This window comes from Aneurinibacillus thermoaerophilus, from assembly GCF_019603355.1.
In the GTDB taxonomy this organism is placed as follows: domain Bacteria; phylum Bacillota; class Bacilli; order Aneurinibacillales; family Aneurinibacillaceae; genus Aneurinibacillus; species Aneurinibacillus thermoaerophilus.
Genome location: NZ_CP080764.1, coordinates 536555 through 548965, shown reverse-complemented (window position 1 = coordinate 548965; position 12411 = coordinate 536555). Strand labels below are relative to the sequence as shown.

The following is a 12411-nucleotide window of genomic DNA, read 5'->3' as shown; positions in this document are numbered from 1 at the left end:
GCCCGTAGTCTCTCTAAAATTGCAGTCTGCGGGCTAAAGTAAGCACAAAAGCCGTCGTAATCAACTTCAGAGTTATCCCCATCGAGAATAGTAATTGTTTTTACAGTGTCCATTTAATCAGCGGCATAACGAGCAGCAACATTGGAGAATCTAAGATCACAACCCAATCCCATAATTCCTACAATACCCGCTTGTTTAAATTTACCATCCCAATCTAACTGCTGTAACAGCGAGTCTGGGCCGTCGGAAGCCATGTCGATATCATGTGTTTTTGTATCTAAGCATGCTTGCATAACTTTAAAATTATACTCCGGTATTCTCGCATAAAGCAAGACATCAACATCCGTTAAAATCGCCACAACACTTTCCGTACTGCTTGCATCTGCCTGACGAACAACAATTTCTGCAGATGTTTGTTCACGTAACTTTTTCACGAATTTCTCTGCTCCTTCGGTGAAGATATCTGCGAGAATTAACTTTTTTACATACCCTTTTTTCACAACTTCCGCAGCACATACTTAACCTACACCGCCAACACCTAAAACTGCAAGATGTAAACTCAAACAGTCGTCCGCCTTAAATTAATATTCCTATCTTCGAATTCGAAACAATCAACGCTCTATCGTAACAGCTTCGCATCCCTTTTTCACTTATCGTGTCGTTTCCCTTCCATGTGCCTCCTTTTCTATTAAGACAATGAAAATTATACAATATATTCAAAATAGACTTAATATAAAAAATGTATGAACAGTTATTATACCAAATGCAAAGCATTGTTTTTAAGCTTTTTACCCAAAAAATTTCTCAAGCATTAAGAAATCAAAAGTAAAAAATAAACGCCCCTTACCCTGATTCAATGACGTATTGAATCATATTTCTCGAAATGAACAGAATTTTAAAAAAACTAGAATTTCTTTATTATTATGTCGAATATGAAAATCTATGTTCGTCTCCAAACATTCCCATAAAAATTTTTCAATAAACTTCCCCTCTTTACACGGCGTTAAGATAAAGATAACTTTGAATAAGAATATCATTTTAGTGGATGTAAAAATTCTTGCTGCGTTTTATAGAGAGGACAGAGCAGATAAAATATAGATTTTTTAAAAATAGTAAAGCGTGATCATGCTTGGAACAAAGTCATTGTAGATAGAAAATAAAGGAGAGCATAATTATGAATTTTGATTTGAGCGCAAAAACGCCTGCTGTTTCACACCCCAAACAACAGGAAACGGAAATGCGCGTACTCGTGATAACCTCTGTCCCAGCCGAGAAAGACGCGGTATTGCGTGGGCTTCACGGCAACAGCAGGTTCAACGTCCTAGTGGCAGGCGTCGGCCCGGCGGCTGCCGCAGCCAGCACGGCAACGGCGTTAGCAACTGCCAAGTACGGCCTGGTAGTGAACGCCGGAATTGGCGGTGGATTTGCCAATCGGGCTGAAGTAGGCTCTCTAGTGGTGGCAAACGAGATCGTCGCCGCCGACCTGGGAGCAGAAACTCCAGAAGGCTTCTGTAGCTTGGACGAGCTGGGCTTTGGCTCCACCCGCATCCCAGTCGATGCTAGCCTGGTGACCCAGGTCACAGAGGCTTTACATGCCGCTGGACTACCGGTCACTACTGGCCCGGTGCTTACTGTATCAACCGTGACGGGTACCGCTGCAACCTCCTTCGAACGAGCCTCGCGGGTACCAGGGGCGACCGCCGAGGCAATGGAGGGTTATGGCGTAGCCACCGCAGCCCATAATCATGGCATTCCAATCCTGGAAATTCGCGCTATATCGAACCTCGTCGGGCCACGTGACCGAGCTGCATGGCGTATCGAAGAAGCTCTAAACATACTAGAATCAGCAAGCTCAGTATTACTGGAGGTGTTACTATGAGAATCGCTTTTTCTCCCTGCCCCAACGACACGTTTGTTTTCCACGCCTGGGTACACGGACTTGTGCCCGGTGCACCCCGGCTTGACGTTTTATACGCGGACATCGACATCACCAACAGTCTGGCAGCGAGCCCCAACGGGCCGGACGTGCTCAAGATTTCGTATGCAGCTCTGCCATGGGTGCTGTCCGAGTACGCATTACTTCCATGCGGAGGGGCATTGGGTCGAGGCTGCGGGCCATTGGTGCTAACGAAAAGCAGTACGTCCAAAACTAAGGAACCAGCGATGCTCTCTGGCCGACGGGTCGCAGTGCCTAGTGAGCGATCAACCGCCTACCTACTGTTCCGGCTATGGGCAGCCCAGCACGTGCCAGGAGGCGTGGGTGAAATTATTGTTATGCCGTTTCATGAAATCATGCCGGCGGTGCGCGATGGTTTGGTCGATGCCGGGCTGGTAATCCACGAGGCGCGCTTTACATATCCTTCGTATGGTTTAAATCTCTTGGTTGATTTAGGAAGCTGGTGGGAAGCCGACACCCATCTACCCATTCCGCTAGGAGCAATCATCGCCCGTCGATCATTGGATCTGGAAGCGATCGCAGGCTGGATTCGCGCATCGGTCGAATACGCGTGGGCGAACCCGGAGTCATCCCGTGAGTACGTGCTATGCCACGCTCAGGAGCTGGCCCCTGAAGTAGCACAGGCTCATATTGACCTGTACGTAAACAAGTTCACCGCGAATCTGGGTGAAGATGGGTACGCAGCCGTGACCGCCCTACTTAGTCGGGCTGCAGAAGAAGGACTTGTGCCGAAAGTGGATCTGGCGGCGCTGCGCTAACACGACCCGCAAATAGTTGACCCAAGAAAAAAAGGGAGGCTGTCTCACTTATTTATGAGACAGCCCCGTTTGTTTTCACGCTGGAAGTTCGCATCTTCATCAGCTCATCGGCCGAATCAAATTAAAGCAAATGAGAGTGTTACACATTAATATATCCAAAAAATCTAATAGATAAAGAAATATTTTACAATAACCTTAACATACACTTCTTCCGTACGATAAAACAAGATAGAAAAAGGTAGGAATGTTTAATGGACATTTCGGGACAAAAAGTATTGCTGTCAAAGATATCAGTCAATGATTTGGATTTTAGAATATAATAAAGATTTATGGTATTTTGAAGAATATGTAGCGTTAGATGAAAAGGTTGTTCGAGAGAATTGTTACGTAAAATTGAAGAAAACGAAGAAACGAACCATTATAATTTTGTTGTAACTTTAGCAGCGGATAGAAGTAAAACGCCGATTGGTTTAGCACAAATTTGGAGCTATGTCAATTATAGAAAAAGCCGGGAAATCGGATTTTCAATCCTTCCTGAATATTGGGGTCGAGGTTACGGAAGCGAAGCGGCAAAGCTTTTACTACAAGTTCGCTTTTGAAAAGTTGAATGCACATAAAGTAGTCGGAATGTGTAACTCAAATAACACGCGTTCAGCAACATCAATGGAATGTATTGGTATGACAAGGGGAGCTATTTTTTAAAGAAGAACTTTTTTTAGCGAAATAAATGGATTGACCCATGCTCTTTTTCTATTCTGGAAAAAGAGTTTTGTAAAATATTAGACGAATGAAACGATGGTTGAATAACATCATGGTGTATGAATGACGCAAGATTAAGGAGATTTTTATATCCCACTACGTTCAGATAAAACGTAATAAAAAGTCGCCGGAGCGTTTCGCCTGGTCACCGAGGCCTGTTCGGCGTTCCAGAACTGGTGGGAGGTAGGAGCCCCATCAGTCCCGGTGGCTTTTTTGTATTTCCGTACAATTTGTAATTGGTTCAAGCATAGCAGATTGTCTATTTTGATTTTACCGGGTAAATAACTAACCGAGCAAATACAAAATTGTATTACTCCGTCTTTTTCAACTAAAAGTATGGGTTGTTTTTTGATTCTTCAAGGATTTTTTTCACTTTCGACAATGTTTAGTTTTATTTTTTCTATTTTTTCCTTTCCTTCTTGATTCCATGTAATGAGACAATACATCTCTTCAAAGTATTTTTTGGTATCATATATCTTATTTTCAGGAAGATCAGTTTTTATTAAACCAATTTTTTCATTTTTTATTAGAATATTGACATCAGTATATATTAATTTATGTCGGTATAAAGGGGTATTATCCTTTAGATAAAACTCTAGCGAAAAATCTTTTAAATTTTTTTCGTTCTTAAATAGGTCAGAGCCAATATATTGAATCTTGCCTCCTTCAAACTCTATAGAATTACCAAAAATTCTCGCTGAACAATTTTCTATTTTCCAGTTTTCCCCCTTCCCTTTCAACCATACTTCCTCTTTTATTTGGTTTTTCTTCTGTTCTTTTTCTTTGTCTCTCACTTCAGTGCAAGACGTAAGAAATAGAGAAATAACAAGCATCAGTGTTAATATTCTCATATAAACCTCCTATGATTCCATCAAATAACTTAATTTTACAAATTAAACCAAATAATGTTAAATATTGTATTTTTATGGTGCCATTTAATTATATAAATATTACAATAAAAAGGGGATGTTTTTATGGCAAAAAAATCGAAAATCATACCTTTGGTTGCTGCGATAAGTCTTTTAGGAAGCAGCATGGTTTTTGCTGATGAAAGCTTTCAACCGAGTTCCAGTACATCACAAATACAGTCTACTGAAAATATTTCAAACACCAATAAGCCATACAAAGTGGAAAGAGCAATCATAAACGGAAATGAAATTCCTGTTTTTTATTTCAATAGTAAAGAGGGCGCTGAGTCATATAAGCAAGAATTGATGAATCAGGTCCAACAGCAAGCTCTAAACTCGGCTCCCAATTCATCAGAAGTAGTAACACCTACCTATGGCACAAAAAGCGGCTATACATACAGGGGGGTAGACCGATATAATTATGGGCATGCAACAACTACGGTATATAATTATAGCGACAAGAGAGTGACAGTGAACCTCTCTCCAATAAATTGGAGAGCTTCTCGCTTCATCGAGCCGACTATTGTCGCACTCTCCACGAAGGCTAGTTCCTAGCCTAGCGTGTCTTACGACACGTTTTGTAGTTGTTGTACTGCCCGTTTGAGAATGTTTTTGGCGGCATTTACATCACGGTCACATTCAAATCCACAAGAAGGGCAATGATGTGTCCGTACAGCCAATGTTTTCTTTACGATTTCATCACAGCTTGAGCATTGTTGACTTGTGTTTCGTGGATCAACCAGAACAACACGCTTACCAGCACTTTCAGCCTTGTAAGTGGTGAACTGTACAAGTTGATTCCACCCTGCGTCTGCAATACTCTTTGCAAGATGATGATTTTTCACCATGTTTGTGATTTTCAAGTCTTCAAAGGCGATCAAATCATAGCGATTGACCAATTGACGCGAAATCTGATGAGCATTATTTCTGCGCTGATTCGCAATGTACTCATGCTTCTTGGCGAGGAGTGCCACAGCCTTTTTACGGCGGTTTGACCCTTTCTTTCGCCTTGATACGATACGCTGTAACTTTTTGAGTTGTCGCTCGCTTTTACGCAAATACTTGGGGACATGATAAAAATCACCATCCGATGTGATCGCCAGATGCTGTAAGCCCAAATCTACACCGATCTTTTTCCCTGTTGATTGCGTTTTTGTTTCCATTTCACAGGACAAACAAACATAATATCGTCCATTTTTAGCGATGACTGTGCACGTTTTGATTATACCTTGCACTTGACGATGTAGTTTGATTCGAACGGTTCCAACTTTGGACAGCGTGATGTACTTTCCTTCGAGTGAAAATCCTGATTGCGGATACGTGAAACTGTGATAGCGATTCATCCCTTTGAAGCGAGGAACTCCTGCTTTTTCGCCACGCTTCAACCGTCTGAAAAAGGCTTGATACGCTTTATCCAGACGTTCGACTACGTTTTGTAAGACTTGCGAATGAACATCCTTATACTCTTCACACACCTTTTTCAGCGCAGGTAACTCTTTCTTTTGGGAATAGAACGTCAGGGATACACCACACTTTTTATACGCCGTAATTCGCTGTTCAAGCAAGGCGTTATAGAGCCATCGGCAATACATGAGCGTTTCGTTTATTCTTTCTCGCTGTTCTTTGGTTGGCTCAATACGAAACTTATACGTTCGTAGCATTACGAATCTCCTTTTTTCTGATTTTCGATATAATTGCGAATTACATCTTCTGAGATCGAACCAATGGTTTCGATGTAAAAGCTACTGTTCCAAAGATGACCGCCCCATAATCTTTTTTTCAGTTGTGGAAATTTCAAAAACAGTTTACGGGCAGAAATTCCTTTCAGCATTTTCACAATATACGAGGGGGGGATCTTTGGATGAGCAGAAGCAAAAACGTGAATGTGGTCTTGTTCGCCGACTTCCATCATGACGACTTCAAACTCTTTTTCCTGTGCGATTTCTTGAAAAAGGTCTTTCAAGTAGCCTTCTATCTCGGAAGTGAGTACTTTTCTTCGGTATTTTACAGACCAAACGATGTGATAATTAACATTGTAGACACAGGTTCGAGCATGTTTTATGGTAGATTTTTTCATACATATAGTATAGCACAAAAAGCTGTTTAACATGTATTATATTGAGCGTTTTCAATTACATATAGTCAGTGAAAATAACAAAAAATTTGCCCTTGTAATCCCCGCAAGGGGGATTCGGGCAAAGCGGACTCTCATCTCTTCTCTAAAGAGGCAGAGGATTCCCGTCCGCAATCCTAAAAAAGACAGTAGATAGAACATTCTCAACGGAAACATTCATTACATTAGAGGCAGGATTTGCGGACTATTTCAAGGCAACTACAGGTGTTAAATTGGATAAAAAGGTAGAATATTCACATGAATTCATGATTCCGGATGTTCCAGCCAAAAACAAAGCTGATATCATAACATGGGATATTTATAACCGTTTTCACTTTACTGAGCATAATATCTTTTCACCTGATCGGAACTTTGTTGTATTAAGTCCAACTGAAAGTGTTGAGGGTGCTATATTTGTTAGCCCGATTTAATTCTCTTAAATTAAAAAGAAACAGCCGCGAACCAAACAGGCTGTTTCTTTTTAATTTTTCTTACCACCAAAAAGGTAAAGAAGATTGGTACGCCATAGAAGATACGGCCATACATTCACCGGGTAAAACAAGAAATAACCCGGTAGAATAGTAGATTTTTAGATTTCTACCGGGTAAGATTTTTTCTATTCATCGTCATTTAAAAACATGGCCGCTGCTTTCCGGGCCGCTTCGTCCGCCTCCATCTTTTCTTTACTCTTTTCTGGCTTTGTTTGTTGAAATGTTCCCGGCATTTGTCCCTGTAACCCGGTGAGTGCCGCGTATATGAATCGGCCTAACATTTTCTTGTTTTCATCTTCTTTTACCCATTGCAATACATCATCTGGTATTTCTTGCGGCATTGGAAATGTCACAGTATAAGGGTCTGATTCTGTACGGATTGCTACAGTGAGTAACCGCATAATCTCAGCCGAAAAATTTTGGCTGTTTTTTTCTTTTCCTTTAATGCCCACACCACATCCTGCGGAGTTTCCGCCGGTACACAGCATACGATTGCTTTTAAATCTACAGAGTCCTCCACATCGCTTCTTTATATCCCACTACGTTCATATAAAACTTACCTAAAACTGGCCGCGTATGCGTGCCTTATATAGATTTATATCCCACTACGTTCATATAAAACACGTCAGAAAAGAAAGCACAGACGCCGGAAGAGCAATTTATATCCCACTACGTTCATATAAAACGCGTCTGCATCCGGATGCGGTAATCCCACGCTATGCAAATTTATATCCCACTACGTTCATATAAAACTTAAATGAAGCGCGCGAAACATATTCGTTACCTAACACTACGTTCATATAAAACCGCGAATCCATGCTCTTTTCATCATCCGCACTTCGTTACCTAACACTACGTTCATATAAAACCGCCATTCAAGATGTAGTTTCGTGCGAATGTATGAATTTATATCCCACTACGTTCATATAAAACTAACTTAACATTCCGCACGATAACAGATGCAGAAATCAATTTATATCCCACTACGTTCATATAAAACCGTTTTTGAACCGCCCACCTTGGCGTTATGCGCCGGGCTAATTTATATCCCACTACGTTCATATAAAACTTTTATGAAGGATACCGGAGAAACCCGTATTTTAATAATTTATATCCCACTACGTTCATATAAAACCCTGGAACGGAGCGCACGCGGTAGGGAACCCCCCCGATTTATATCCCACTACGTTCATATAAAACTGGTGGAGGGGAAGAAAAATCATCAGAGAGCAAAGATAGATTTATATCCCACTACGTTCATATAAAACGAGGATGAAGTATTCTTGGAAGCTCCAGAATTTGAATTTATATCCCACTACGTTCATATAAAACGGAGGCAATCGTTTATAAAATCGGGAACAAAGCGAATTTATATCCCACTACGTTCATATAAAACATTAGCTTATGTATGGCTCGGCAATGAAAAGAGCAAAAATTTATATCCCACTACGTTCATATAAAACGGCTTGCTTGAAATCATCTGTCTGAAATGGGGAAGTATTTATATCCCACTACGTTCATATAAAACTCAGAAGCAACGATAGATAAAAGAAAATATGCGTCCCATTTATATCCCACTACGTTCATATAAAACAACTGCTTGAACAACTGGATGCAGCTAAGGATGAAGCAAATTTATATCCCACTACGTTCATATAAAACTAATATATACCAAGTGCCACAAACCCTTGATACATAATTTATATCCCACTACGTTCATATAAAACTCCCATATGACCCTTTGCGTTCAATTGTTACATATCAATTTATATCCCACTACGTTCATATAAAACTTTTTATCATTTTCTTTTTTGTTTGTTGGTTTAGATTCATTTATATCCCACTACGTTCATATAAAACGAGCAATTAGTATTGGATCTTTTTTAGACACATTTAAAATTTATATCCCACTACGTTCATATAAAACGGAAAATAGTTGCCGGAAATATGAAGCTAGGGAGGATGATTTATATCCCACTACGTTCATATAAAACACAGTTTGCATGCTCGATATCAGCGATGCTATCCGATTTATATCCCACTACGTTCATATAAAACCAATCATTTTCAAAAGATTTCGCAATCAAAAGCTCATTTATATCCCACTACGTTCATATAAAACTATCCTTGTTTGGTGGAACCGAGACGGTGCTATGATAATTTATATCCCACTACGTTCATATAAAACCATTTTCCTGACCCGGCAATAGTTGTTGCGAACGGTATTTATATCCCACTACGTTCATATAAAACGTGATTGGTGAACGTTTAAAAAGATTAAGAGAAACTAAATTTATATCCCACTACGTTCATATAAAACACTTGCTCTTCCAATGCTTGAACCTTCACTTCGATACGTTTATATCCCACTACGTTCATATAAAACAATATAGCAACACTTACAGAAGGAGTCTACAAGACAGGTTTATATCCCACTACGTTCATATAAAACTAGCGCGTTGATCGGATAGCGTATGATGTCATAAATAGTTTATATCCCACTACGTTCATATAAAACGTATATCGGAAAGTGGGGTGACCTGCTGGATAAGCGCTGTTTATATCCCACTACGTTCATATAAAACACCTGTGTCAGACGTTGCCTGTCCTTCCATATACGCTGTTTATATCCCACTACGTTCATATAAAACATGCAGGTCGGTCTATCGTATTCGAAGCCAAAAGCACGAGTTTATATCCCACTACGTTCATATAAAACCCTATGTGCGTAATAGTTCCCCAGTCCGTTCCTGCCTTGTTTATATCCCACTACGTTCATATAAAACTAAGAAAGCGGACGGAACGCTTGAACGATGGGACGAAAGTTTATATCCCACTACGTTCATATAAAACTCAAACTGGCCAGCAGTATCATACTCTCCGATGCCGTTTATATCCCACTACGTTCATATAAAACCGGGGGATTGACTACAGATATCGCGGTTATTGAAAAGTTTATATCCCACTACGTTCATATAAAACGAACCATCAATTTGCGCCGGATAAATTTGTTTAACCGTTTATATCCCACTACGTTCATATAAAACCGATCGGAAAGTTTCTCACCTCCGGACTGTTCTCCCATGTTTATATCCCACTACGTTCATATAAAACTTTGGTTGATTCATGGTTTTCGTCTCCCTTCCAACTAGTTTATATCCCACTACGTTCATATAAAACCTATTAGATAGTGCACAACCTTTAGAAGAAAGAAGAGTGTTTATATCCCACTACGTTCATATAAAACTACGAATCCAAACTAGAAAAATCGTACGAAAAACGAAAGTTTATATCCCACTACGTTCATATAAAACGCGCCGTGGAGCCTCTTCATTCGAACGTATTTTCTGTTTATATCCCACTACGTTCATATAAAACACAAACAGTCGAAGAAGGAGGGTAGCATGGCTGTTACTGTTTATATCCCACTACGTTCATATAAAACTGAAAGAAATTCGGGCGAGGCTGGAAGCCGCAACGAGTTTATATCCCACTACGTTCATATAAAACGAAAGACGTTCGTTATGCTGGCAGACCCGGATTCTGTTTATATCCCACTACGTTCATATAAAACGCAAAACTACAAAGAAAGTTATCTAAAAAGCAAAAGTTTATATCCCACTACGTTCATATAAAACTACCTGCTGCTTATATTTGTCAGTTACAACATTACAGTTTATATCCCACTACGTTCATATAAAACGCCAGCCATGGCGTGAATAGGAAGCCGGGACAAAGTTTATATCCCACTACGTTCATATAAAACGCTTCTGCTCATCCTGGCCGTACTGATGCAAACGGGTTTATATCCCACTACGTTCATATAAAACTTTAAGCATGTTAGAGACAGCTATACGCATATTATGGTTTATATCCCACTACGTTCATATAAAACCAGATGCAATAATAGAGAGCAAGAAATATGCGTCCCAGTTTATATCCCACTACGTTCATATAAAACTGAAACACGCATGTGTAACGAAGTGAAATGGAGATTATGTTTATATCCCACTACGTTCATATAAAACTCCTGAAAATCCTAGAAATGCCCCAGGAAAAAATGAAGTTTATATCCCACTACGTTCATATAAAACGCTTCCTCCCGTTCCTCTTCACCCAAACCACAAACTCGTTTATATCCCACTACGTTCATATAAAACTCAGAAGCAATGATAGAAAGAAGAAAATACGCATCCCAGTTTATATCCCACTACGTTCATATAAAACCGACTGTGCAAGGAACTGAATCCATTTCTTGCGTGACGTGTTTATATCCCACTACGTTCATATAAAACACCTATTGAACAAAATCCCAGCTTCGTCGATGATCACAGTTTATATCCCACTACGTTCATATAAAACTCAGATGCAATAATAGAGAGCAAGAAATATGCGTCCCAGTTTATATCCCACTACGTTCATATAAAACGTCGCAATCTCCGCCTGCTCAATTGCTCTAGCCCTAGTTTATATCCCACTACGTTCATATAAAACTACTCCCGCTTTTTTTACCTGGTACGTTTCTACGGAGTTTATATCCCACTACGTTCATATAAAACATCTTTTTCGTACATACGAATCTGAATAGAAGAAGAGTTTATATCCCACTACGTTCATATAAAACTCCTACGCCTTCCGTTCTCCCTGAGAAGTATCCCCGTTTATATCCCACTACGTTCATATAAAACTCCTTTCACATCATCTTGAAAATCCTAGAAACGCCCCGTTTATATCCCACTACGTTCATATAAAACACGTGCAGAGGAAGATGCCCGGAAGAAATTTGTGGGTTTATATCCCACTACGTTCATATAAAACAAGAGAACCTGTCCTCCCATATAGTCCACTTAAAAGTTTATATCCCACTACGTTCATATAAAACGAGCGTGAATCCGTTGAGCACCGCACTGCCGGTATTTTTCGTTTATATCCCACTACGTTCATATAAAACCCTAAAAATAAAACAGCGAAAATCATTAATTTGCCGGGGTCTTTATCACCTAAAAAACAATCAAAAATCAGCTTTTTTGCAGTAAGCCAGCAATTCTATTTTTAACCTCACAGAAAAAAAGGCCAAAACCATTGCGATATACGTTTTCATACTCACTCTATCTAAAAACCCGGTTTACTGCAAACCCTTCTAAAACTTCCCTTACATACTATAAAAACATCTCCTCAAAACTTTTCTCCTGTCCATACACCCGCTTCACGATATTTCTCGGATTTTGCACCTCATATACATAAATCGAATCTTCCCGCTTATCCATTATCTTCTCCAATTCCGTCAGACACTTCACTAACTTTCCCTTTGTAATTTCGCCTTCAAACACCGAATTCTGCGTCCACATCAAATATTGTTTCAACTTCTTGCATACTTTATGTACCCGCTTCTCACCCACATCGTATGTCACAATTACAAACATCT

At 39.9% G+C, this 12411-nt stretch carries 10 protein-coding genes and 1 CRISPR repeat array; of the genes, 4 read left to right on the top strand and 6 right to left on the bottom strand.

Annotated features, from left to right (window positions below):
• Positions 1–113: 113 nt before the first annotated feature.
• Positions 114–500, bottom strand: coding sequence for a saccharopine dehydrogenase NADP-binding domain-containing protein (locus K3F53_RS02970; RefSeq protein WP_220559323.1), 387 nt, complete (start codon positions 498–500; stop codon positions 114–116).
• Positions 501–1174: 674 nt separating this feature from the next.
• Between K3F53_RS02970 and K3F53_RS02965 the strand changes: the two genes are divergently transcribed.
• The 3 genes from K3F53_RS02965 (at position 1175) to K3F53_RS19270 (ending at position 3314) form a co-directional block, all read left to right on the top strand.
• Complete coding sequence (locus K3F53_RS02965; protein WP_057899885.1) at positions 1175–1879, top strand: futalosine hydrolase; 705 nt, start codon at positions 1175–1177, stop codon at positions 1877–1879.
• Positions 1876–2715 carry a 1,4-dihydroxy-6-naphtoate synthase gene (locus K3F53_RS02960; protein WP_057899886.1) on the top strand — a complete coding sequence of 280 codons (840 nt, stop codon included), beginning with the start codon at positions 1876–1878 and terminating at the stop codon, positions 2713–2715. The genes K3F53_RS02965 and K3F53_RS02960 overlap by 4 nt, the downstream gene beginning before the upstream one ends.
• A gap of 380 nt (positions 2716–3095) precedes the next feature.
• Complete coding sequence (locus K3F53_RS19270) at positions 3096–3314, top strand: GNAT family N-acetyltransferase (RefSeq protein ID WP_236781910.1); 219 nt, start codon at positions 3096–3098, stop codon at positions 3312–3314.
• Positions 3315–3830: 516 nt separating this feature from the next.
• On the opposite strand, the gene K3F53_RS02950 is transcribed toward K3F53_RS19270, so the two are convergent.
• Complete coding sequence (locus tag K3F53_RS02950) at positions 3831–4325, bottom strand: hypothetical protein (RefSeq protein ID WP_057899887.1); 495 nt, start codon at positions 4323–4325, stop codon at positions 3831–3833.
• A 123-nt stretch (positions 4326–4448) separates the two neighbouring features.
• Between K3F53_RS02950 and K3F53_RS02945 the strand changes: the two genes are divergently transcribed.
• The gene (locus K3F53_RS02945; protein ID WP_091261088.1) at positions 4449–4937 is read left to right on the top strand and encodes a hypothetical protein; all 489 of its coding nucleotides are present in this window, start codon (positions 4449–4451) and stop codon (positions 4935–4937) included.
• An 11-nt stretch (positions 4938–4948) separates the two neighbouring features.
• On the opposite strand, the gene K3F53_RS02940 is transcribed toward K3F53_RS02945, so the two are convergent.
• The 4 genes from K3F53_RS02940 to cas2 all read right to left on the bottom strand — a co-directional run bounded on the left by K3F53_RS02940 (position 4949) and on the right by cas2 (position 12409).
• Positions 4949–6043 (bottom strand): RNA-guided endonuclease InsQ/TnpB family protein, encoded by a 1095-nt coding sequence (locus K3F53_RS02940; RefSeq protein ID WP_057897594.1) that lies wholly within the window; start codon positions 6041–6043, stop codon positions 4949–4951.
• Complete coding sequence (gene tnpA / locus K3F53_RS02935; protein WP_082705853.1) at positions 6043–6459, bottom strand: IS200/IS605 family transposase; 417 nt, start codon at positions 6457–6459, stop codon at positions 6043–6045. The genes K3F53_RS02940 and tnpA overlap by 1 nt, the downstream gene beginning before the upstream one ends.
• 652 nt (positions 6460–7111) lie before the next feature.
• Positions 7112–7438 carry a hypothetical protein gene (locus K3F53_RS02930; protein ID WP_139185019.1) on the bottom strand — a complete coding sequence of 109 codons (327 nt, stop codon included), beginning with the start codon at positions 7436–7438 and terminating at the stop codon, positions 7112–7114.
• Positions 7439–7889: 451 nt separating this feature from the next.
• Positions 7890–11937: a CRISPR direct-repeat array (repeat unit 29 nt; unit sequence GTTTATATCCCACTACGTTCATATAAAAC).
• 208 nt (positions 11938–12145) lie between these two features.
• Complete coding sequence (cas2, locus tag K3F53_RS02925; RefSeq protein ID WP_057899890.1) at positions 12146–12409, bottom strand: CRISPR-associated endonuclease Cas2; 264 nt, start codon at positions 12407–12409, stop codon at positions 12146–12148.
• Positions 12410–12411 lie beyond the last annotated feature (2 nt).

Bases quoted from the DNA above. Each gene is read 5' to 3' on its own strand.
- K3F53_RS02965 (WP_057899885.1), top strand. From the start codon at position 1,175: ATGAATTTTGATTTGAGCGCAAAAACGCCTGCTGTTTCACACCCCAAA.
- K3F53_RS02960 (WP_057899886.1), top strand. From the start codon at position 1,876: ATGAGAATCGCTTTTTCTCCCTGCCCCAACGACACGTTTGTTTTCCAC.
- K3F53_RS02950 (WP_057899887.1), bottom strand. From the start codon at position 4,325: ATGAGAATATTAACACTGATGCTTGTTATTTCTCTATTTCTTACGTCT.
- K3F53_RS02945 (WP_091261088.1), top strand. From the start codon at position 4,449: ATGGCAAAAAAATCGAAAATCATACCTTTGGTTGCTGCGATAAGTCTT.
- K3F53_RS02940 (WP_057897594.1), bottom strand. From the start codon at position 6,043: ATGCTACGAACGTATAAGTTTCGTATTGAGCCAACCAAAGAACAGCGA.
- tnpA (WP_082705853.1), bottom strand. From the start codon at position 6,459: ATGAAAAAATCTACCATAAAACATGCTCGAACCTGTGTCTACAATGTT.
- cas2 (WP_057899890.1), bottom strand. From the start codon at position 12,409: ATGTTTGTAATTGTGACATACGATGTGGGTGAGAAGCGGGTACATAAA.